Genomic DNA, 22399 nt, shown 5'->3' with positions numbered 1-22399 from the left:
GACGCCATCTATATCAATCGGAGTGCCTTGGAGTATGGCACGGGTTTGCGGTTCCGAAGAACCGCAGCTTTATTACGCCAGGCCAGACCTTTCAGGACAATCCTACAGTTGCAGAATCAGGGTCTTGAGTGGGGGCTGTTGGTCTTGTGAGGGAAAGTCAGCGCCGGGTGTCATCACTTTCCAGTCGCGTACAGGTCGGCCGGCCTTTTCAGCGCAGCGCAAGACCTGCTCGCGCCAGTCGTCCATGCTGACTTTTGCCAGGTTGTTGCAGCAGATCAGCACGCCATTGTCTGCAGTGGCCAGCAATGCCGGCTTGAGCAGGCTTTGGTAGTCACGCAACAGGTCCACGGTTCCAAAGGCACTCTTGGCCCACGCCGGAGGGTCGAGCAATACCAGGTCATATTGACGTTGTTCCAGGCGCGGGTAGCTCGGCAGTTTTTGCCCGCGACGCTGGGTGATCGGCAGCCCGGCCAGTTGACGGATTGCCGGGAAGTAATCGGACTGTACAAACGTCATGGGTGGCAGCTGTGGGTTCAACTCGCCGTTTTCGCGACCGACTGCCAGGTTACCCTCGGCAAAGTCCAGGTTGCACACTTCGCGGGCCCCACCGGCCGCCGCGCTGAGGCCGACGCCACAGGTGTAGGCAAACAGGTTGAGCACGCTTTTGCCGGCACTGTGGGCCTTGACCCAGCCGCGGGTGTTGCGCAGGTCCAGGAACAGCAGCGGGTCTTGCCCCGGGTGGCGACCGCGCACGCGATAGTTCAGGCCCCATTCATGGCCAACCAAGTCTTCCAGGGCTGCGGGTTCGGCGCGGTACACCGTGTCTTCACGGTCGATACGCGAGTTGCCTCGGGAGCGGTCGTTGTAGACCAGCAGCAATTCCAGCCCGAGGAATTGGTTGATCATCAGGTGCAATTGCAGCAGCGCATCGCTGTCCAGGGACTGGTGAAAGCTCTGCACCATCAATTGTGGGCCGTAGCGGTCGATGGTCAGGCCACCGGCGCCTTCCTGGCTGCCATGGAACAGCCGATAGCAATCGGTACCTTGGGCATGTAGCTCGGCGAGCAGGTCTTGGCGGTGATCGAGGGCGGCGCGCAGCGCCTGATTCAGGGACGACATGGAGCGCGCCTTGCTGGGGAATTGAAGCGCGCAAGTTTAACAGCTCCCGTGGGTCCCGGCTTTTGTAGGAGCGGGCTTGCCCGCGAAAAACTCAATATCGCCGCGTTTCTTCAGGCGTATTGCGTCAGCGTTGAAGATTTTCGCTGGCAAGCGAGCTCTACAAGGGGGCGTTACAGAAGGCCCATGCGCCTGTGGGCGCGCTGCACCGAGCCATTGCGCATCGCCCAGCGTAGTAGCGGCGCGCTGCGCCTGACCCCGGCGCGAATCAGTTGGCGCTGCAGCGGGCTTTGTTGTTGGCCAAGCATGTCGTTGGCCCAGTCCGGAAGCAGATCGATACCCGCTTGCATCATCAGCGCGCCGAACGGCTTGGCCAGGGTGCTGGGCGCCGGGGCATTGAGCAGCAGGCGCATTACTTCGCGGCTGCGCTCGTCACACAGCAGTTGTGGACGAATTCGCTGCAGATAATCCGAAATTTCCTGCCGTGAGCGCGGCACATGCCGAGCGCCCAGCTGTTCGGCGACCAGGGCTATTTCGCTGTAGTAGCGGTCCTGATCCCTGGGCGATAAATCCGGGTTTTTGTAGCGCAGGTGCGCCGCGAGAAAGCTGCTGACTTCGGCGACGTGGACCCAGGTCAGCAATTCGGGATCGCTGGCCGCGTAAGGACGCCCGTCAGGTGCATGCCCGACCACTTGCAGGTGGATGGTGCGCACCTTTTCGATCAGCCATAACGCGTCGCGGCGTGAGCCAAAGGTGGTACCGGAAATAAACTGCGAAGTGCGGCGCAAACGCCCAAGCATGTCCTGGCGAAAGTTCGAATGGTCCCACACGCCGGCCAACGCCAAGGGGTGCAGCGCCTGCAACATCAAGGCGCTGATGCCACCGATCAGCATGCTGCTGAAGTCGCCATGGACCTTCCAGCTTACCGAGCCCGGCCCGAACAGCCCTGGGTCGCCCTTGGGGCTTTCCAGGTCCAGGTTGCCCAGGGACAGGCCCGTCAGGCTCATCAACTGGGATTCGATACGGTTGCGCAAAAATTCCATGGCGGTTTGGGGGTTCCTATCGGTTCAGGCGCTTGTCGATCAGGTCGTCGACCACACTGGGATCGGCCAGGGTCGAGGTATCGCCCAGGCTGTCCAGCTCGTTGCAGGCGATCTTGCGCAGGATACGCCGCATGATCTTGCCTGAGCGGGTTTTGGGCAAGGCCGGCGCCCATTGGATCAGCTCGGGCTTGGCGAAACTACCGATTTCCTTGCTGACCAGTTCCAGCAGGTGCTTTTTCAGCTCATCGCTGGGCTCGACGCCATTCATCGGCGTGACAAAGGCATAGATGCCCTGGCCCTTGAGGTCGTGGGGATAGCCGACGACGGCGGCCTCGGCCACCTTGTCATGCAGCACCAGCGCGCTTTCCACCTCGGCGGTGCCGATGCGATGGCCGGAGACGTTGATCACATCATCGATACGCCCGGTGATCCAATAGTCGCCATCCTCGTCGCGCCGTGCGCCGTCGCCGGTAAAGTAATAGCCGGGGTAGGGTTTGAAGTAGGTGTCGACCATCCGCTGCGGGTCGCCATACACGCTACGGATCTGCCCCGGCCAGCTGGCTTTGATCGCCAGGACGCCACTGCCGGCGCCGTTGATTTCCTTACCCTGCTCGTCGAGCAAGACCGGCTGCACCCCAAACATCGGCTGGGTCGCACAGCCAGGCTTGATGCGTTGGGCGCTGACCAGCGGGCTGAGCATGATGCCGCCGGTCTCGGTCTGCCACCAGGTATCGACAATCGGGCAGCGCTGTTCGCCGACGGCATTGAAATACCACTCCCAGGCCTCCGGGTTGATCGGCTCGCCGACACTGCCGAGCAATCTCAGGCTGGCCCGGGACGTGCTCTCCAGCGGGCCATGGCCCTCACGCATCAGGGCCCGCAGGGCGGTGGGCGCGGTGTAGAAGATATTCACCTGATGTTTGTCGATCACTTGCCAGAAGCGCGAGCTGTCCGGATAGCTCGGTACTCCCTCGAACATCAGGGAGGTAGCGCCATTGGCCAGAGGCCCGTACACGATGTAACTGTGGCCGGTAACCCAGCCGACATCGGCGGTGCACCAGAACACTTCGCCCTCGCGATAATCGAGCACGTACTTGAAGGTCATCGCCGCTTGCAACAGATAGCCGCCGGTGGTGTGCAGCACGCCCTTGGGCTTGCCGGTACTGCCGGATGTATAGAGGATAAACAGCGGGTCTTCGGCATCCATCGGCTCGGGCGGGCATTCGCCGCTGACCGCGTCAACGGCCTGTTGATACTTGAGGTCGCGCCCCTCGGTCCAGGCCACGGCGGCGCCAGTGCGTTCCACCACCAGTACCGTCGTGACATTTGGGCAACTGGCCAAGGCCTTGTCGACATTCTGTTTCAGCGCCACGGGCCTGCCGCCGCGCACGCCTTCATCGGCAGTGATCACCGTGCGGCAGTCGGCATCCAGAATGCGGTCGCGCAAGGCGTCCGGTGAGAACCCGCCAAACACCACCGAGTGCACCGCGCCAATCCGCGTACAGGCCAGCATCGCGTAGGCGGCCTCGGGAATCATCGGCATGTAGATACACACCCGATCGCCTTTCTTCACCCCACGGCTTTTCAGCACATTGGCCAGGCGGCTGACGTGTTGATGAAGTTGGCGGTAGGTGATTTTGGAAGAGTTTGCAGGATCGTCGCCTTCCCAGATAAAGGCCGGCTGATCGGCACGTTGCGCCAGGTGTCGGTCAATGCAGTTGTAGCTGACGTTCAGCTGGCCGCCGGCAAACCACTGTGCGGCGCCGGTGTGGATATCGCAGTGTTGGACGGTCTGCCAGGGCGTGATCCAGTCGAGCAAGGCCTTGGCCTGTTCGGCCCAGAAAGTATCGGGGTGTTCGATGGATTGACGATAGAGGCGCTGGTAGTCCGCTTGACTGAGTTGCGCCCCACGGCGCACGGCATCGGCATGGGGAAACTGGCTGATATCGAACATACAGGGATCCTTATTCTTGTTATGGCCACAAGAGCATAAACGGCTCCCTATAGGAGCCGTTTATGCAGGTTCAATCCCTGATTGTAGTGCCGATCACTTCAACCGCGGTGACGCCCACGGAAGTAGTTGATCAGGCCCTGGGTCGAGGCATCTTCGGCCGAGGTTTCCTCAGCGCCTGTCAGGCGGTTGTAGACGCCCTTGCCCAGTTCCTTGCCCAGCTCCACGCCCCATTGGTCAAAGGCGTTGATGCCCCAGATGACGCTCTGCACGAACACCTTGTGCTCATACATTGCCACCAGTGCGCCCAAGCGACGCGGGCTGATCCGTTCGACCACCAGGGTGTTGCTCGGGCGGTTGCCTGGAATCACTTTGTGTGGCGCCAGTTTCTGTACTTCTTCCTCGGCCATGCCCTTGTCACGCAGTTCGGCTTCGGCTTCGCTGCGGGTCTTGCCGAGCATCAGCGCTTGGCTCTGGGACAGGCAGTTGGCATACAGCCACTGGTGATGGTCGGAGACCGGGTTGAAGCTGACGATCGGCACAATGAAGTCGGCCGGGATCAACTGGGTGCCCTGGTGCAGCAACTGGTGGTAAGCGTGCTGGCCGTTGCAGCCCACGCCGCCCCAGATCACCGGGCCCGTGTCGACCGCGACCGGTTTACCGTCCTGGCGCACGCTTTTACCGTTGGATTCCATGTCCAGCTGTTGCAGGTGCTTGGTGATGTTACGCAGATAGTGGTCGTACGGCAGGATCGCATGGCTCTGCGCGCCCCAGAAGTTGCCGTACCACACACCCAGCAGGCCCAGTAGCACGGGCATGTTCTGCTCGAATGGGGCGTTCTGGAAGTGCTGGTCCATGGAGTAGGCGCCAGACAGCAGTTCCTTGAAGTTGGACATGCCGATAGCCAGGGCGATTGGCAAGCCGATGGCCGACCACAACGAGTAACGGCCGCCGACCCAGTCCCACATCGGGAAGATGTTCTCTTCACGGATACCGAAGGCCACGGCCGCCGCGTTGTTGCTCGACACGGCGATGAAATGGCGATACAGCTCGGCTTCCGAGCCACCCTGGGCCAGGTACCAGGCGCGGGCGGCCTGGGCGTTTTTCAGGGTTTCCAGGGTGTTGAAGGATTTCGACGAGACAATAAACAGCGTGGTCTCGGCGCGCAGCTTCTGGGTCAGTTCGTGGAACTCACTGCCATCGATATTCGCCAGGTAATGGCAGCGCACGCCTTTGTGTGCGTAGGACAACAGTGCTTCAGAGACCAGCTCCGGGCCGAGGAACGAACCACCGATACCGATGTTGACCACGTCAGTGATCGGCTTCTCGGTGTAGCCGCGCCACAGCCCATCATGGATGCGCCCCACCAGATCGGTGATCTGGTTCAGCACCTTGTGCACGTCGGGCATGATATTGGTGCCGTTGACCGACAGTTTGTCGCCCACTGGGCGGCGCAGTGCAGTGTGCAGCGCCGGACGACCTTCCGAAGAGTTGACCGGCTCGCCGTCGAACAGCGCCTTGATCGCGCCTTTGAGATCGACTTCGTTGGCCAGGCCCACCAGCAGGTCGCGGGTTTCAGGGGTGATCAGGTTTTTCGAGTAATCGAGGAACAGTCCGCAGCTGCTCAAAGTGAATTGGGTAAAGCGCTGGGGATCGGCATTGAACGCGTCGCGCATGCTGAAATCCTGCATGGCTTGGCGATGTTGATTGAGCGCTTGCCAGGCGGGCAGAGCGGTAACGTCATGAGGAGTGCGGTAATACGCCATCGCTGCGGGTTTCCTTTTTATTACTGGGACTGCCTTTAGGACACTTCTAAACCCGGAACGTCCAGTCTTGGATCAAGGATTGGGTTCCAGACAGCGCTAACTATAACGCCGGGCGATTACATTAAACCTAGCGTGTCGATATGTCTTGGCTTTGTCTGTGCAGAGGCCGGTACTTTTTTATACCGAGGGCTTTGCGGGGGATACAAAACCAATGTAGGCGCAGGTTTATGTAGGAGCGGGCTTGCCCGCGATGGCAGACTGTCAGTCGATGCATTTGCCGCTGACCCACCGCAATCGCGGGCAAGCCCGCTCCCACACAAACCTTTCCTACAGTGGAGTATCGCCAGGATCAGGCGGGTAGATTTAGGTGAAGGTTGTCGATCAACCGGGTCGCACCCAGGTAAGCGGCAACGAGGATCACCACATCACGATCCTCGACAGTTGCAGGGCGCAGGTGCTGGCCCTGGCGAACTTCCAGGTAGTCCATGCGCAGACCGGCGGCCTCGATGTGTTGGATCTGCTCGGCACGCAGCTTGGTAAAGTCGCGATCGCCGTTCTCGATTGCGGTGGCGATATGACTGAGGCTGCGGTACAGCACCGGGGCAATGGCGCGCTGTTCTTCGCTCAGGTAACCGTTGCGCGAGGACAGCGCCAGGCCGTCCTCGGCGCGCACGGTGGGTTCGCCAATGATCTGGATCGGCATGTTCAGGTCCCGCACCATGGCGCGGATCACCGCCAGTTGCTGGTAGTCCTTTTGCCCGAATACCGCGAGGTCCGGCTGGACCATGTTGAACAACTTGCTCACCACCGTCGCCACACCCTCGAAGTGACCCGGACGGCTGGCGCCGCACAGGCCTTCGGACAGTTGCGGTACGCTGACCCGGGTCTGCACGCTCATGCCGCCGGGGTACATCTCGTCAACCGTAGGGGCAAATAGCAGGTTGCAGCCCGCCACCAGCAGTTTTTCCTGGTCGGCGGCGAGGGTGCGCGGGTACTTGTCCAGGTCTTCGCCGGCGCCGAACTGCAGTGGGTTGACGAAAATGCTCGCCACTACGAAGTCGGCTTGCTCGGCGGCGCGGGTCACCAGCGTGGCGTGGCCGGCATGCAGGTTGCCCATGGTGGGCACGAAGCCGATGCGCTTGCCGGCGCTGCGCGCGTGAGTGACGGCGGCCCGCAGTTCGCGCAAGGTTTTTACGGTGTTCATGCAGAGAATCCGTGTTCGATGCCTGGGAAGGTAACGGCTTTGACTTCGGCAACATAGGCGCTCAGCGCGGCCTGGATGCTGTCCTGGCCGGCCATGAAGTTCTTCACGAATTTCGGTGCGCGGCCGCTGAGGTTCAGGCCGAGCATATCGTGCAGTACCAGGACCTGGCCGTCAGTCGCGCTGCCCGCACCAATGCCGATCACCGGGATTTTCACCGCCTGGGTGATCTCTTGCGCCAGCTCGCTTGGCACGCATTCGAGCACGATCATCGCGGCGCCGGCCTGCTCCAGGGCGATGGCATCGGCACGCATCTGCCGTGCCTGGGCTTCATTGCGGCCCTGGACCTTGTAACCACCGAGGATGTTCACCGACTGTGGCGTGAGGCCCATATGTGCGCATACCGGCACGCCGCGTTCAGCCAGCAGGCGGATCGATTCGGCAAGCCACACGGCACCTTCCACTTTGATCATATGTGCCCCGGCCTGCATCAGCTTGCCGGCGTTCTGGAACGTCTGCTCAAGCGTTGCGTAACCCATGAACGGCAGGTCGGCGATGATGAATGCGCCCTCGTTACCGCGTTTGACGCTGGCGGTGTGGTAGGCGAGTTCATCGGTCGTGACGGGGAGGGTGCTGTCATTCCCTTGAAGAACCATGCCCAGGGAGTCGCCTACCAGTAGCACCTCGACGCCGGCCTGGCAGCAAGCCTGGGCGAACGTGGCGTCATAGCAGGTCAGCATGGCGATTTTTTCACCCTTGAGTTTGAGGCTCTGCAAGGTGGTCAGGGTAATGTCTGGCATGAAAAGGGTCCTCGTTCAGGCGCTTGGAAACAGCGAGTAACGCGCGTGAGTCTTCGTTTATACAGGCGCACTTTCTTCAGAGCAGTGCTTATAAGGCCTGGATTGCGCCCTTCAGCGCCGGGTTGGCGGCAGCGGGACGCCTATAGTCGTGAGGAGAACTCTGGAAGTCAATTGGATGTGTTACCGCATTGTTACGAGCGGGGTGTTACCGCTGTTACTGATGCGATTGTAGGAGCGAGCTTGCTCGCGAAGAGGATCTAGACAACGCGTTTAATCAGGCCGCCGGCATTTATATTGACGATTTTCGCGAGCAAGCTCGCTCCTACAGGAGCAGGCGTTCCAGGCCGACGAATGGGCATTCGGCGAGCAGGTCGCTGAGTAGGCGGTCGTCAGGCAGTTTTAAAGTGCACGGCGCCAATTCGGCAAGTGGATAGAGCACGAAAGCCCTTAAATGCATCTGGTAATGAGGCACCTTGAGGCGCGGCTCGTCGATCAGGCGATCACCAAACAGCAGGATATCCAGGTCCAGGGTGCGTGGCCCCCAGCGTTCAAGACGTTCGCGGCCCTGATCGTTCTCGATGGCTTGCAGCGCATCCAGCAGTGCCAGCGGCTCGAGGGTGCTGTCCAGCGCCGCCACGGCATTGGTGTAGCGCGGTTGGCCGGGAAGCAGGGAATCGCTTTGATAGAAGGCAGAAACACCCGCGAATGTGGTGTTCGGCAACTGCGTCAACGCCTCGAGGGCATTGCGCAATTGCTGTTGCGGGGCAGCGAGGTTGCTGCCCATGCCGATGTAGATACGCTCCACCGTGCTTATTCGCCAGAGGTGTCGGCGGCACTGCGCTTGCGTTTGCTGCCACTGCTGCGGCGGCGCTTCTTCGGCCCGTCGCCAGTGGCTTCGCCTTTGCTGCTGAGCTCACGAATCATCTCGCGACGTTCGCTGTCATTGGCGTCCTGGTAGTCGGTCCACCATTCGCCCAGGCCATCGGTCTGTTCGCCGGCGCTTTCGCGCAGTAGCAGGAAGTCATAGCCGGCACGGAAGCGCGGGTTGTCCAGCAGCAGGTCGGCACGTTTGCCACTGCGTCGTGGCAGGCGCTCCTGCATGTCCCAGATCTCGCGGATCGGCAGGGTGAAACGCTTGGGGATCGCGATGCGCTGGCACTGTTCGGCGATCAGTTCGTGGGCCGCTTCCTGCATCGCCGGAATCGGCGGCATGCCACGGTTCTGCAGGCGCAGCACCCGGGCTGGCAACGCCGGCCAGAGCAGAGCGGCGAACAGGAACGCCGGCGTGACCGGTTTGTTCTGTTTGATCCGCAGGTCCGTATTGATCAGCGCTTCACTGATCAATGTGTGGGTGTACGTCGGGTTGTGTTCCAGTGCATCGGCGCTGGCCGGGAACAGTGGGTCGAACAACTGCAGGTCTACCAGCATTTCGAACGTGTCGGCGGCATGCCCGGACAGGAACAGCTTGAGCACTTCTTCGAACAGGCGCGCCGAGGGAATTTCCCGCAGCATCGGCGCCAGTTCGCGAATCGGCGCGGCCGTGTGTTTCTCGATACCGAAGTTCAGCTTGGCGGCAAACCGCACGGCCCGCAGCATGCGCACCGGGTCTTCCTGGTAGCGCTGCGTGGGGTCGCCGATCAGGCGGATCAGGTGATTGCGGATATCGTGCACGCCGTTGGCGTAATCGAGGATGCGCTCACTGACCGGATCGTAATAGAGGGCATTGATGGTGAAGTCGCGACGTTGCGCGTCTTCTTCCAGGGTGCCGTACACATTGTCCCGCAGGATGCGTCCGCTTTCGTTGCGGGAAGACTGGTTGCTGTCTTCCTCTTCATCGTTTTGCGGGTGGCCTGCGCGGAAGGTCGCGACTTCAATGATCTCGCGACCAAAGTGGATATGCACCAATTTGAAGCGCCGACCGATGATCCGCGCGTTGCGAAACTCGGCACGCACTTGTTCAGGCGTGGCGCTGGTGGCGACGTCGAAATCCTTTGGAGTGATATTGAGCAACATGTCGCGCACGCAACCGCCGACCAGATAGGCCTGGTAGCCAGCGTTCTGCAGGCGTTCGACGATGTTCACCGCATAACGGCTGAACTGGGCGCGCTGCAGCGAGTGTTGATTGCTGTTGAGCACTTCAGGCGTGCTGCGAATGTGTTGCGTACGACGCAAGGGGGAACGGAATGACTGGAACAACTTCTTCAGCATGGGATGCACTGTTTGAAGGAATGTTCGGCCATAACGAAGAATGACCGCATGATGGGCCGGGATTCTAGCATTTAGTCAGGGGATGGTGTAGGAACTAGCTGCAAGCGTTGAGCCAGATGCTTAAATAAGCCGGTGGGGCGCTCAAAACGCAGAAACTACAAGGGGAGCCGAAGCTCCCCCAGAAAGTAGTTGCGTGCTCTATTTTTATTATTGATTTCGGGCTTCTTGTTTTTGTTGATCGCCCTCGCCATGAGATTTGACCTTCATGGCACTCCCAATCGGGAGTCAAGAGCAAACGGATTGCTTTGGTCGCTGTGTTGCGATGATCAATGATCCAACCAGTTCAGGCTCTGCCTTGGGGCAGTTTTTGTTGTTCTCGGCCTGGTTGCGGGGCAAGCCCCAAATGCAACGCCTCTCCAAAAGAATCAGTTAGCTGCGCCTCCGCCGTGTTGTTTTTATTATGCGTGAGTCGATTCGTCTTATTTTTATTGTGGGGTGTACGGTGCTTTTTATTGTTCTTGTACTAAGCATATAGCAGGGTGCGTGCCAACTTTTGCGAGGGCCAGCAAAATCAGGGGGTTGGCCGGTTTTCGGGTGTTTGGCGGGCAAAAAAAAGCCGGGGCTTCGTTACCGTAAGCCCCGGCTTTTTGTTACGTGAATATCTGAGGTAACAGTTTTTTCACGTTTGGGGTGTTACCCAATGTGAGTTGGCCTCAGCTTTCGCTGGCAACCCCGGTCTTGCGCCGTGGAATCCCCAGGCGCTGGCGCCGTTCCCATAGGCACTTGCGGCTGACGCCCAGTTTGCGCGCCAGTTCGGTTTCGGTCATGTGGTCCTGGTGTTCCAGGACGAAGTGCTGGAAGTAGTCTTCCAGGGACAAGTCTTCCGTGGGCTCATGGCTGGAGTTACTGCCGCCCTGTTGTGGTGCCAGGCCAATGAAGTCGTCATCGTCCAGGTCGCTCAGTTCGATATCGATGCCCAGCAGCTCAGCGGAGATCTGCGGGCTCTCCGAAAGGATCACCGCCCGCTCCACTGCGTTTTCCAGCTCGCGCACGTTACCTGGCCACGAATAATGGCGGATGGCCTGTTCAGCGTCGGCCGCAAACGTCAGGTCGGTACGGTTCACCCGTGCGCTCTGGCGCAACAGGAATGCATTGGCAATCTCGTTGACGTCGGCACCGCGTTCGCGCAGGGCCGGCAGCTTGAGGGCGATCACGTGCAGGCGGTAATACAGGTCTTCGCGGAACTGGCCGATCTTCGCCAGGCTTTTCAGGTCACGGTGAGTCGCGGCGATCAGGCGCACATCAACTTTTTGCGACTGTACCGAGCCAACCCGACGAATCTCGCCCTCTTGCAGCACCCGCAGCAGGCGTGCCTGGGCTTCCAGAGGCAGCTCACCGATCTCGTCGAGGAACAGCGTGCCGCCGTCCGCCGCTTCCACCAGGCCTGCACGTCCGGCGCTGGCGCCGGTAAAGGCACCTTTTTCGTGGCCGAACAGTTCGGATTCGATCAGGGATTCGGGAATCGCCGCGCAGTTCACCGAGATCATCGGTGCCTTGGCACGTTTGGACAGGTTGTGTAGAGCGCGGGCCACCAGCTCCTTGCCGGTACCGGACTCGCCCTGGATCAGGACATTGGAGTCGGTGGGCGCCACCTTACGGATCTTGATGTACAGGTCCTGCATGGGCGGGCAGGAGCCGATGATGCCGATTTCGCCATTGCTGTTGTCGACACCGGGCTTGTCGCTGGCGGCCTTGCCGGCCGGCCGTTCCGCTGGGGCGCTGCTGGCCGATTGACGATCACGCAGGATGCGGGCCACCGCCTGGAGCATTTCGTCGTGGTCGAAAGGCTTGGCGATGTAGTCCACCGCGCCCATCTTCATCGAGTCGACGGCGGAGCGCAGGCTGGCGTAGCTGGTCATGATCAGCACCGGCGTGCCCTGGCCGAGCTTGATCAGTTCAGTGCCCGGTGCGCCAGGCAGGCGCAGGTCACTGACGATCAGGTCGAATGTGGGAATGCTGAAACGCTCCTGGGCTTCCTGCACCGAGCCGGCTTCGCTGACCTGGTACTGATTACGTTCAAGCAGGCGACGCAAGGCAGAGCGGATAATGGTTTCGTCTTCGACGATCAAAATGTGCGGCATTGATTCAATTCTCTCGACGGTCTCAGTTCACAGCGGACGTCGCTTCGACATGACGCGGCAAGGTCACCCGAATACGGGTGCCGCGTTGGCTTTCGGTGTCAGCCGGGCTGTCGATGGTGATTTGTCCATAATGCTCTTCAACGATGGAATAGACCAGTGCAAGGCCCAGACCGGTACCTTCACCAGGGTCCTTGGTGGTGAAGAAGGGTTCGAACAATCGGTCCATGATGTTCTGTGGAATACCGCTGCCTTCGTCCTCGACGATCAGGTCGACCGTGTGTTCGAAAGCCTCGCTCTTGACCCTCACCGCACTGCCAGCGGGTGTCGCGTCGCGGGCATTGGACAGCAGGTTGATCAGCACCTGGGCCAGGCGTTGTGAGTCGCCGACCACCCAGTGTTCCGGATCGCACAAGTTATAGAACTGTACTTCGAAATTGCGCCGGTTCAAGGCCAGCAGCCCAATGGCATCCTGGGCGACTTCGGCCAGGCACACTGCTTCATCGTGATTCTGGTGGCCGCCGGCATGGGCAAAGCTCATCAGCGATTGCACGATGCGCGAGACGCGCTTGGTCTGTTCGAGGATCTGCCCGCTGATTTCGGTGATTTCGCCGTCTTCTTCGCGCTCTTCGCGCAGGTTCTGCGCCAGGCACGCGATACCGGTGATCGGATTGCCAATCTCGTGGGCTACGCCGGCTGCCAGTCGTCCGATGCTGGCCAGTCGCTCGGAGTGCACCAGTTTGTCTTCGAGCATTTGGGTTTCGGTCAGGTCTTCGACCAGCAATACCAGGCCACTGTTACCGGGGGCCAGGGGTTCGTCGATCGCTGCTTTGTGCAGGTTCAACCAGCGGGTCTGGCCGTCGAGGGCCAGATGTTGTTTGTGCAAGTGTTCGTCCGGCAGGTTGATAAAGCCCTGCAGCAGTTCTTTCCAAGGATCGGCAATGGTGGTCAGGCGCGAGCCCACCACGCGCTGGGCGGCGATGCCGGTCAGTTCTTCCATGGCCTTGTTCCACATCAGGATTTCCTGGTCCTTGGCCAGGGAGCAGACACCCATGGGCAGTTCCTGCAGGGTCTGGCGGTGGTAGCGGCGCAGGGCGTCGAGTTCGGCGGCAAGGCCGGTGAGACGCGAGTGGTAGTCCTCCAGCCGGCTCTCGATAAAGTGGATGTCTTCGGTGACATAGTTTTCGCCGCCGGCCTTGTAGGGCAGGAAAGTCTCAACCATGTCCTGGGATACGCTGGGGCCCATCAGCCCCGACAGGTTGGCCTCGATTCGGTCGCGCAGGCGGCGCAGGGCATAAGGGCGGCGCTCGTCGAAGGGCAGGAACAGATCGCGCAACGCCTGCTCTACTTCCTTTTGCGCGGCCTTGGCGCCCAGGGGCTTGGCCAGTTGGGTGGCAAACTCCTGGGGCGAAGCCGCATGCAATTCGCGGCGTTGCGGGCGGCGCACGTTATCCACCGCACAGGCTTCGGCAGCGCTGGTTTCTTCGGGGCTGGCATTGGTGAACAAGGAAATCAGGGTGAACATCAGCACGTTGGCCGCCAGCGAGGCGATGGCAGCCATGTGCCAACTGGTGTCATCCAGCACGTAGATCATGTTCAGCAGCGGGATATAGAAGCCCTGCAGGTTACCGACCAGCGGTAGCAGCATGGTGACAAGCCACACCAGGATCCCCGCCAGCAGCCCGGCGATGAACCCGCGTCGATTGGCTGTCGGCCAGTACAGCACCGACAGAACGCCCGGCAAGAACTGCAAGGTGGCGACGAAGGCCACAATGCCGAGGTTGGCCAGGTCCTGCTCGGCCGCCATCAGCAGGTAGAAGCCATAGCCGGCCATGATGATCGCCACGATCAGCGCGCGGCGTGTCCATTTCAGCCAGCGGTAGATATTGCCTTCGGCGGGCGGCTGGTACAGCGGCAGTACCAGGTGGTTGAGGGCCATGCCCGACAGCGCCAGGGTGGTGACAATGATCAAGCCGCTGGCCGCCGATAACCCGCCGACGTAGGCCAGCAATGCCAGGGATTTACTGTTGGCCGCGATGCCGATACCGAGGGTGAAATATTCCGGATTGGTCGTGGCCCCCAGTTTCAGACCGGCCCAGAGGATCAGCGGCACCGCCAGGCTCATCAGCAACAGGAACAGCGGCAGGCCCCAGCTGGCGCTGACCAGCGAGCGCGGGTTGAGGTTCTCGGTGAAGGTCATGTGATACATGTGTGGCATGACGATGGCAGAGGCAAAGAACACCAGCAGCAGCGTGCGCCATGGGCCTTCTTGCAGCGGGGTGTGCAGGGCGGCGAGGGCGGTCTGGTTTTGCAGCAGCCACAGTTCCAGCTGTTGCGGGCCGTCGAACACGCCGTACAGCGCGTACAGGCCCACGCCACCGATGGCGATCAGCTTGATCACCGACTCGAAGGCAATCGCAAATACCAGACCTTCGTGCTTCTCCCGGGTAGCGATATGCCGCGAGCCGAAAAAAATCGTGAAGAGGGTAATCAGCGCGCAAAAGCTCAAGGCCACCCGATGTTGCACCGGTTCATGGGTGAGGATGCCGATGGAGTCGGCCACGGCCTGGATTTGCAGGGCCAGCAGCGGCAGCACGCCGATCAGCATGAAAATCGTGGTCAGCGCGCCGGCCCAGGTGCTGCGAAAGCGGAACGCAAACAGATCGGCCAATGAAGAAAGCTGGTAGGTGCGGGTGATTTTCAGGATCGGGTACAGCAACACCGGCGCCAGCAGGAAGGCTCCGGACACCCCGAGGTAGCTGGAAAGAAACCCATAGCCGTATTGGTAGGCCAGGCCCACCGTGCCATAGAACGCCCAGGCGCTGGCATACACGCCCAGGGACAAGGTGTAGGTCAGTGGGTGGCGAATGATCGCCCGCGGGATCATCCCGCGCTCACTGATCCAGGCCACCCCGAACAACGCGGCCAGGTAGGCGGCGCTGATCAGCAGCATCTGGGTCAGGCTAAAGCTCATCGGCATCTTTTTGGCTCTGCAGGATGAAGGTCACGACGATCAGGATCAGCCACAGCAGATAGGGGCGATACCAGGCGCCCGTGGCGTCGATCCACCAGTCCATGATGGCGGGAGAAAACAGGTAGATCCCGACGACCAGCAGCAGGACCAAGCGATAGATGTACATGTTGGCCTCTGATTGAAAAACTGCGGCGATGTTAACGGATGGCTGGCAGGCTGCAAGCGCCTTCAGTGCAATTGCGCTTCGGCCAGGGTCAGTGTGCGCGGGATCCGGGTGGCATCCCAGTGCCGGATACCCCAATCCAGCAGTTCCCGCGGGCTGGCGTGGAGCAGTTCATCCCCAGGCGTCTGGCCGAGGGCGCGCAGGGCCCTTAATAGCAGCGGGGTGGCCTGGTCGGGCGTCAACGGCGGGGAGCGGTAGGATTTGCCCAGCTTGTTACCGTCCGGCTGGGTGATCAGGGGCACATGCAGGTAGCGCGGCTGGCGCAGGCCCAGCAGCTCCTGCAGGTACAACTGGCGTGGCGTGGAGTCCAGCAAGTCGGCGCCGCGCACGATATCAGTGACACCTTGCCAGGCATCATCGAGCACCACGGCCAGTTGATAGGCGTACAGGCCGTCGCGGCGGCGGATGATGAAATCGCCGACATCGCGGCCCAGGTGCTGTCGGAATTGGCCTTGGACGCGGTCGGTGAAATGGTACTCCAGCTCGGGAACCCGTAGGCGAATGGCAGCATCCTGCTGGTCGTGACCGGCATTGCGGCATAGGCCAGGATAAATGCCGTTATACGGTTCGAGTTGCTTGCGTGAGCAGGTGCAGGCGTAAGCCAGGCCATGGTTGAACATGTCGTTCAGTACTTTGGCGTAGGCATCATGCCGCTCGCTTTGCCGGACCAGTTCGCCGTCCCATTCAAAACCGTAGCTTTCCAGGGCATGCAGGATCGCCGCTTGGGCGCCGGGCTCTTCACGGGGTGGGTCGAGGTCTTCCATGCGCATTAGCCAGCGGCCTTGATTGGCGCGGGCGTCGAGATAGGAAGCGAGGGCTGCAACCAGGGAGCCGAAGTGCAAATGGCCGCTGGGCGTGGGGGCGAAACGCCCGATATAAGGAGAGGCTGTCATGGCCTGGATATTACTGGAAAACCGCCAAACTCCAGAAACAAAAATGGGGCGTTTGCACGCCCCATTCGTTCAGCCCGGCAGGGATTACTTGCCGACCTGTTTTTCCTTGATTTCGGCCAAGGTCTTGCAGTCTACGCACATGTCGGCTGTAGGACGGGCTTCCAGGCGGCGAATACCAATCTCGACGCCGCAGGATTCGCACCAGCCATACTCTTCGTCTTCGATCAGTTGCAGCGTCTTGTCGATTTTCTTGATCAGTTTGCGCTCGCGATCACGGGCGCGCAGTTCAAGGCTGAACTCTTCTTCCTGGCTGGCACGGTCGGCCGGGTCAGGGAAGTTGGCGGCTTCATCCTTCATATGGTCAACGGTACGGTCGACCTCCTGCATCAAGTCCTGTTTCCATTTCTGCAGGATCTTGGTGAAGTGCTTGCGCATGGGCTCGCCCATGTACTCCTCGCCCTTCTTCTCGATGTAGGGTTCGAAGCCGCTGATGCTCTGTTGCTTTGCTTGGGTGGACATGAATAGACCGCCTCTCACTCTTCTAATCCATTGCGCAGGATTGCAACATCACCGACACCTGCCGGCCCTGCGGCTGCAAGCGGGCGAACTTACCAGATAGATTCGGGGTGCGCCACTCCCGGTTGTCGAGGCCCATCTCGCTGGGGTTGCAAACTGTTGCGACCCACCGTGGCCGGGCATGCACCGTCTCGAGTGATGATTTTAGTCTTTTTGCAGGCGCTTGCCCGGTTGATCATCCTGGTCAGCCAGGCAATAGAGCATGTTTTACCGCACGGGTTCGGTAGAATCCCGATTTTGTCCTCATTGTTAAGGAAGGCTAATGGCTCAGCCCTACAGTGCTCGCAGTCGTGCTATCGAACCTTTTCATGTCATGGCGCTGCTGGCGCGAGCCAATGAGCTGCAGGCCGCGGGCCATGATGTGATTCACCTGGAAATCGGCGAGCCGGACTTCACCACCGCCGAGCCGATCATCCAGGCCGGCCAGGCCGCGCTGGCCAACGGCAAGACCCGCTACACCGCCGCCCGTGGCCTGCCGGAATTGCGCGAGGCCATCAGTGGTTTCTACCAGCAGCGTTATGGCTTGAATATCGACCCCGAGCGCATCCTGATCACCCCGGGCGGCTCCGGGGCCTTGCTCCTGGCCAGCAGCCTGCTGGTGGATCCCGGCAAGCATTGGCTGCTGGCGGACCCCGGCTACCCTTGCAACCGGCACTTCCTGCGACTGGTGGAGGGGGCGGCGCAACTGGTGCCGGTCGGTCCCGAGGTGCGTTACCAACTGACCGCCGACCTGGTGGAGCGCTATTGGGACCAGGACAGTGTGGGCGCCTTGGTTGCCTCGCCGGCCAACCCGACCGGAACCATCCTGACCCGCGATGAGCTGGCCGGCCTGTCCAGTGCGATCAAGGCGCGTAATGGCCATCTGGTGGTGGATGAGATCTATCACGGCCTGACCTATGGCACTGACGCGGCCAGCGTGCTGGAGGTGGACGACGAGGCGTTTGTCCTAAACAGTTTTTCAAAGTATTTCGGCATGACCGGTTGGCGCCTGGGCTGGCTGGTGGCGCCGCCCGCTGCGGTGGGTGATTTGGAAAAGCTGGCGCAGAACCTGTACATCAGTGCGCCAAGCATGGCCCAGCATGCGGCATTGGCCTGTTTTACCCCGCAAACCCTGGCGATTCTTGAAGAGCGACGGGCCGAGTTCGGGCGCCGGCGTGACTTTCTGCTGCCGGCCTTGCGTGAGCTGGGTTTCGGTATTGCGGTCGAGCCTGAGGGGGCGTTTTACCTGTATGCCGATATCAGCGCCTTTGGCGGCGATGCTTTCGCATTTTGCCGGCACTTTCTTGAAACCGAGCATGTGGCATTCACGCCGGGGTTGGATTTCGGTCGCTTCCAGGCGGGTCATCATGTGCGTTTTGCCTATACGCAAAACCTCGATCGCCTCCAGGAAGCCGTGGAGCGGATTGCCCGTGGTTTGCGGAGCTGGCAAGGCTGATGCTTTTTCATCCTCCCCTCGAAGAAGGGCGGCTGATTCGCCGCTACAAGCGCTTTCTGGCCGATATCGAAACCGCTACCGGCGAACTGCTCACCATCCACTGCCCGAACACTGGCTCGATGTTCAACTGCATGGTCGAAGGCGGGTCGGTCTGGTTCAGTCGTTCCAACGACCCCAAGCGCAAATTGCCGGGCACCTGGGAGATAGCTGAAACGCCCCAGGGGCGGCTGGCGTGTGTCAACACCGCACGGGCCAACCAGTTGGTTGAAGAGGCGCTGAATGCCGGGGTGATCACCGAGCTCAACGGCTTTACCGCGTTAAAGCGCGAAGTGCCTTACGGTCAGGAGAAAAGCCGTATCGACTTTCGCCTGGACTACCCTGGCGGCGCAGCCTATGTCGAAGTCAAAAGTGTCACCCTGGGGTTTGACGGCACGTCTATCGCGGCGTTTCCCGATGCGGTGACTCAGCGTGGCGCCAAGCATTTGCGGGAATTGGCGCACTTGGCCCGTAGCGGCGTACGAGCGGTGCAGTTGTACTGTGTGAATCTGTCCGGCATTGACGGCGTAAGGCCGGCTGAGGAAATCGACGCGGGGTACGCCGTTGCGCTGCGCGAGGCCAAAGCTGCCGGGGTGGAGGTCCTGGCTTACGGCGTGCAGGTGAGTGCCCAGCAAATCTGCATCGATCGCCCCTTGCAGGTGTTGCTCAACGACTAGAGTTGCACCCACAACCCCTGTGCGTCTTCGCGGCCGGGCAGGGGCGTCAGGCTCTGGCCCGCGCAGGGGCCGGCGACGCATTCACCGCTTTCGATCAGAAACAACGCGCCGTGGGTGGCGCACTGGATCATGCTCGCGCTGGTATCGAGAAACCGGTCAGGTTGCCACTCCAGCGGGACGCCACGATGGGGGCAGCGGTTGATATAGAAATACACCAGGTCTGCGCGGCGTACGGCAAATAGCTTGCGGCCATCGATATCGAAGCCGCGACTGCTGTCTGGGGCCAGTTCATGGGAGGGGCACAGAAACTTCATAAGTGTTCTCAGGTGGTGCGGCTCAAGGGCTGTAGAGTGATCCGGGGTTTGCGGGTGAGCCCGGTGCTTGACGTTCAAATGCAAACAATTATCAAATGCCGGCTTCGCCCGATGGCTGACTGCGTGCTCAGTACGATCCCAGACGGTCACATGACAGGCTTCACCCCAGGAAGGAAACCCTTTTATGCGCCTGAGTACCAGCGCTATTGCGCTTGTTGTTGGACTGCTGGTCAACCACGTGGCGCAAGCCGCTGAGCTGCCTCAACGCTGGGTCAGCGCTGGGGGGGCGTTGTCGGAGTGGGTGACGGCCCTTGGCGGGGAGTCGAAGCTGGTGGGCGTGGATACTACCAGCCAGCATCCGCAGTCGCTCAAGGCGCTGCCGAGTATCGGTTACCAGCGCCAGCTCTCCGCCGAAGGGATCCTGAGCCTGCGACCGCAGATCCTGGTGGGCACCGAGGAAATGGGGCCACCACCGGTGCTGGCGCAGATTCGCAATGCAGGGGTGCAAGTGGAACTGTTCTCGGCGCAACCGGACCTGCCGACCCTGCAACGCAACCTGCAACATCTGGGCAAGCTGTTGGGGGCGCAAGACAAGGCCGCGGCACTGTTCAGTACTTATCAACAGCAACTGAACCTGCAAAAGACGGCCGTGACCCAGGCGCAAACCCGGCAAAAGGCTCCCGGCGTGCTGCTGATACTCGGGCATGCCGGGGGCAAGCCGCTGATCGCCGGCAAGGACACGGCCGCCGATTGGGTGTTGCAACAAGCCGGTGGGCGCAACCTGGCGACGCACAGCGGCTATAAGCCGTTTTCGGTTGAGTCTCTGGCGGGGTTGCGCCCTGAAGTGCTGGTATTCTCCGACCGCGCCTTGAGTGGCGAGGCGGCCCGCGCGGCCTTGTTCAAGGAAAACCCGATTCTGGAGAGCACCTCGGCGGCCAAGGCCGGCCGGGTGTTTGAGTTGGACCCTACGTTGTTGGTCGGTGGCCTGGGCCCGCGTTTGCCGGCCAGCCTGCAAGCCTTGTCCGCCGGGTTCTATCCCGCTAATGCCCAAACCGTCCCATGACCACTCTGGTTAAACCGCGCGCGCTGTTTATCGGCTTGAGCCTGTTGTGTGTATTGGCGATCTGGCTGTCCTTGGCCCTTGGGCCGGTCAGCCTACCGTTGCTCGACACATTGCGCGCCGCCTTGCGCTTGCTGGGCGTGCCCATCGAGGCCCAGGGCCTGGAGCAGGCTGAACTGATTCTCGGCCAGATCCGCCTGCCGCGCACTTTGCTGGGGCTTGCGGTGGGTGGGGTGCTGGCGCTGTCGGGGGTGGCCATGCAGGGGTTGTTCCGTAACCCGTTGGCCGACCCGGGGCTGGTTGGCGTGTCCAGTGGCGCTGCGCTGGGGGCAGCAGTGGCCATCGTCGGCGGCGCGGCTTTCGGTGGCCTGCCGGACGCGGTGGGGCCGTATCTGCTGTCGCTGTGTGCATTCCTCGGCGGCTTGGGCGTGACTGCGCTGGTGTATCGCCTGGGACGGCGCGACGGCCAGACCAATGTCGCAACCATGCTCTTGGCTGGCATCGCCTTGACCGCCCTGGCAGCTTCGGCGGTGGGCCTGTTCACCTACCTGGCGGATGACGCCACCTTGCGCACCCTGACGTTCTGGAACCTTGGCAGCCTCAATGGCGCCAGCTACTCGCGGTTGTGGCCGTTGCTGCTGGTGAGTGCGGGCGTGGCGCTGTGGCTGCCGCGCCGGGCCAAGGCGCTCAATGCCTTGCTTCTGGGCGAATCGGAAGCCAGTCATCTGGGGATCAATGTCGAGGGGCTCAAGCGCGAACTGGTATTTTGCACGGCCCTTGGGGTTGGCGCAGCGGTCGCTGCTGCAGGGCTGATCGGTTTTGTCGGGTTGGTGGTGCCGCATTTGGTGCGACTATTGGCGGGCCCTGATCATCGCGTGCTCCTGCCGGCCTCGGTGCTGGCGGGTGCGAGTCTGTTGCTATTCGCCGATCTGGTGGCCCGCCTGGCGCTGGCGCCGGCTGAGTTGCCCATCGGCATTGTTACCGCCTTTATCGGTGCGCCGTTTTTTCTCTACCTGCTGCTGCGAGGTCGCGCCTGATGCTGCGAGTGGAAAACCTGCAGATCCGTCGCGGTCGCAAAACCGTACTGGCTGATGTGACCCTGGACCTCAAGCCGGGTGAAGTATTGGGCGTATTGGGTCCCAATGGAGCCGGTAAAAGTACATTGCTGGGCGCGTTGTGCGCGCAATTGCATCCGGATGAAGGGCGGGTCTGGCTGGACGACCAAGAGCTCAAGGATTGGCAGGGAGCGCAACGGGCACAGCGGCTGGCGGTGCTGCCCCAGGTGTCGACCCTGGATTTCGCTTTTCGCGTCGAGGAAGTGGTGGGCATGGGGCGTTTGCCCCATCAGACCGGGCGGGTACGCGACGATGAAATCATCGAAGCCGCCTTGCGGGCTGCCGATGTAGGCCATTTGAGTGGGCGCAGTTACCTGGCCCTGTCCGGTGGTGAGCGCCAGCGCGTGCACCTGGCGCGGGTACTGGCACAGCTCTGGCCGGGCGAGGCGGGGCAGACGTTATTGCTGGACGAGCCGACGTCAATGCTTGACCCATTGCACCAGCATACGACCTTGCAGGCCATCCGCAGCTTTGCCGATCGTGGCGCTGCGGTGCTGGTGATCCTTCACGACCTGAACCTGGCGGCGCGCTACTGTGATCGTATCTTGCTGCTGGAAAACGGCCGCCCCCACGCCCTGGGTACACCGGCGCAGGTGTTGCGACCGGAGCTGCTCAAGGCGGTGTTTGGCCTGGATGTACTGGTGCAGCCCCATCCTGAACTAGGTCATCCACTGATCATTGCCCGCTAAAAACCTGTAGGAGCCGGCAGGTAATACATTCATGTGCCCGGACCATAAAACGCAGGCAAAAAAAGACCCGGCAAGAGCCGGGTCAAATAACCGTGATTAGCCTGATGAGGAGATAATCTGAGAGTCCGAACCAATGGTCTTTCAGTTATCGGCTGATCTCGCGACCAGTTGTGATAATCATAAC

At 61.0% G+C, this 22399-nt stretch carries 19 protein-coding genes; 5 read left to right on the top strand and 14 right to left on the bottom strand.

What is annotated here, in order from left to right:
- Positions 1 to 102 precede the first annotated feature (102 nt).
- The 13 genes from HBO09_RS14005 to dksA form a co-directional block, all read right to left on the bottom strand.
- Complete coding sequence (locus HBO09_RS14005; RefSeq protein ID WP_169995140.1) at positions 103 to 1119, bottom strand: class I SAM-dependent methyltransferase; 1017 nt, start codon at positions 1117 to 1119, stop codon at positions 103 to 105.
- Positions 1120 to 1289: 170 nt separating this feature from the next.
- Positions 1290 to 2159 carry an oxygenase MpaB family protein gene (locus HBO09_RS14000; RefSeq protein ID WP_169995138.1) on the bottom strand — a complete coding sequence of 290 codons (870 nt, stop codon included), beginning with the start codon at positions 2157 to 2159 and terminating at the stop codon, positions 1290 to 1292.
- Positions 2160 to 2175: 16 nt separating this feature from the next.
- Positions 2176 to 4113, bottom strand: a complete 1938-nt coding sequence (gene acs / locus HBO09_RS13995) for an acetate--CoA ligase (protein WP_169995136.1) — start codon at positions 4111 to 4113, stop codon at positions 2176 to 2178.
- A 98-nt stretch (positions 4114 to 4211) separates the two neighbouring features.
- Entirely contained in the window at positions 4212 to 5876 is a 1665-nt protein-coding gene (pgi, locus tag HBO09_RS13990; protein WP_159906453.1) for a glucose-6-phosphate isomerase, read from the bottom strand.
- Between the two features lie 349 nt (positions 5877 to 6225).
- On the bottom strand, positions 6226 to 7080 hold the full coding sequence (gene panC, locus HBO09_RS13985) for a pantoate--beta-alanine ligase (RefSeq protein ID WP_169995134.1): 855 nt from the start codon (positions 7078 to 7080) through the stop codon (positions 6226 to 6228).
- On the bottom strand, positions 7077 to 7877 hold the full coding sequence (gene panB / locus HBO09_RS13980) for a 3-methyl-2-oxobutanoate hydroxymethyltransferase (protein WP_169995132.1): 801 nt from the start codon (positions 7875 to 7877) through the stop codon (positions 7077 to 7079). The genes panC and panB overlap by 4 nt, the downstream gene beginning before the upstream one ends.
- A 322-nt stretch (positions 7878 to 8199) precedes the next feature.
- Positions 8200 to 8682: a 2-amino-4-hydroxy-6-hydroxymethyldihydropteridine diphosphokinase gene (gene folK / locus HBO09_RS13975; protein ID WP_169995130.1), complete on the bottom strand. Its 483-nt coding sequence runs from the start codon at positions 8680 to 8682 to the stop codon at positions 8200 to 8202.
- Between the two features lie 5 nt (positions 8683 to 8687).
- The gene (locus HBO09_RS13970) at positions 8688 to 10085 is read right to left on the bottom strand and encodes a polynucleotide adenylyltransferase PcnB (RefSeq protein ID WP_133715797.1); all 1398 of its coding nucleotides are present in this window, start codon (positions 10083 to 10085) and stop codon (positions 8688 to 8690) included.
- 713 nt (positions 10086 to 10798) lie between these two features.
- Positions 10799 to 12226: a sigma-54 dependent transcriptional regulator gene (locus tag HBO09_RS13965; RefSeq protein ID WP_169995127.1), complete on the bottom strand. Its 1428-nt coding sequence runs from the start codon at positions 12224 to 12226 to the stop codon at positions 10799 to 10801.
- A gap of 22 nt (positions 12227 to 12248) precedes the next feature.
- Positions 12249 to 15203 (bottom strand): sensor histidine kinase, encoded by a 2955-nt coding sequence (locus HBO09_RS13960; RefSeq protein WP_169995125.1) that lies wholly within the window; start codon positions 15201 to 15203, stop codon positions 12249 to 12251.
- Positions 15187 to 15363 (bottom strand): hypothetical protein, encoded by a 177-nt coding sequence (locus HBO09_RS13955; RefSeq protein ID WP_003176118.1) that lies wholly within the window; start codon positions 15361 to 15363, stop codon positions 15187 to 15189. The genes HBO09_RS13960 and HBO09_RS13955 overlap by 17 nt, the downstream gene beginning before the upstream one ends.
- A gap of 62 nt (positions 15364 to 15425) precedes the next feature.
- Entirely contained in the window at positions 15426 to 16313 is an 888-nt protein-coding gene (gluQRS, locus tag HBO09_RS13950) for a tRNA glutamyl-Q(34) synthetase GluQRS (protein ID WP_169995123.1), read from the bottom strand.
- Positions 16314 to 16397: 84 nt separating this feature from the next.
- On the bottom strand, positions 16398 to 16832 hold the full coding sequence (gene dksA / locus HBO09_RS13945; protein ID WP_169995121.1) for an RNA polymerase-binding protein DksA: 435 nt from the start codon (positions 16830 to 16832) through the stop codon (positions 16398 to 16400).
- A 319-nt stretch (positions 16833 to 17151) separates the two neighbouring features.
- Between dksA and HBO09_RS13940 the strand changes: the two genes are divergently transcribed.
- Together HBO09_RS13940 and sfsA are read left to right on the top strand one after the other, a co-directional pair.
- Positions 17152 to 18324, top strand: a complete 1173-nt coding sequence (locus HBO09_RS13940; protein WP_169995119.1) for a pyridoxal phosphate-dependent aminotransferase — start codon at positions 17152 to 17154, stop codon at positions 18322 to 18324.
- Positions 18324 to 19037: a DNA/RNA nuclease SfsA gene (sfsA, locus tag HBO09_RS13935; RefSeq protein ID WP_169995117.1), complete on the top strand. Its 714-nt coding sequence runs from the start codon at positions 18324 to 18326 to the stop codon at positions 19035 to 19037. The genes HBO09_RS13940 and sfsA overlap by 1 nt, the downstream gene beginning before the upstream one ends.
- On the opposite strand, the gene HBO09_RS13930 is transcribed toward sfsA, so the two are convergent.
- The gene (locus HBO09_RS13930; RefSeq protein WP_169995115.1) at positions 19034 to 19351 is read right to left on the bottom strand and encodes a Rieske (2Fe-2S) protein; all 318 of its coding nucleotides are present in this window, start codon (positions 19349 to 19351) and stop codon (positions 19034 to 19036) included. The two genes, sfsA and HBO09_RS13930, sit on opposite strands and share 4 nt — an antisense overlap.
- A gap of 184 nt (positions 19352 to 19535) precedes the next feature.
- Between HBO09_RS13930 and HBO09_RS13925 the strand changes: the two genes are divergently transcribed.
- From HBO09_RS13925 to HBO09_RS13915, 3 genes are read left to right on the top strand one after another with little or no spacing between them, the layout of a single operon-like run.
- Positions 19536 to 20414: an ABC transporter substrate-binding protein gene (locus HBO09_RS13925; protein ID WP_169995113.1), complete on the top strand. Its 879-nt coding sequence runs from the start codon at positions 19536 to 19538 to the stop codon at positions 20412 to 20414.
- Positions 20411 to 21448: an iron ABC transporter permease gene (locus HBO09_RS13920; RefSeq protein WP_032862939.1), complete on the top strand. Its 1038-nt coding sequence runs from the start codon at positions 20411 to 20413 to the stop codon at positions 21446 to 21448. Before HBO09_RS13925 ends, HBO09_RS13920 begins: the two co-directional genes overlap by 4 nt.
- Positions 21448 to 22215 carry a heme ABC transporter ATP-binding protein gene (locus HBO09_RS13915; protein ID WP_169995111.1) on the top strand — a complete coding sequence of 256 codons (768 nt, stop codon included), beginning with the start codon at positions 21448 to 21450 and terminating at the stop codon, positions 22213 to 22215. The genes HBO09_RS13920 and HBO09_RS13915 overlap by 1 nt, the downstream gene beginning before the upstream one ends.
- Positions 22216 to 22399: the final 184 nt, after the last annotated feature.

The organism is Pseudomonas sp. WS 5027, assembly GCF_012985695.1.
GTDB lineage: Bacteria > Pseudomonadota > Gammaproteobacteria > Pseudomonadales > Pseudomonadaceae > Aquipseudomonas > Aquipseudomonas hygromyciniae.
Note: the sequence above shows the minus strand (reverse complement) of the source record. Positions and strands in the feature narration are given on the sequence as shown.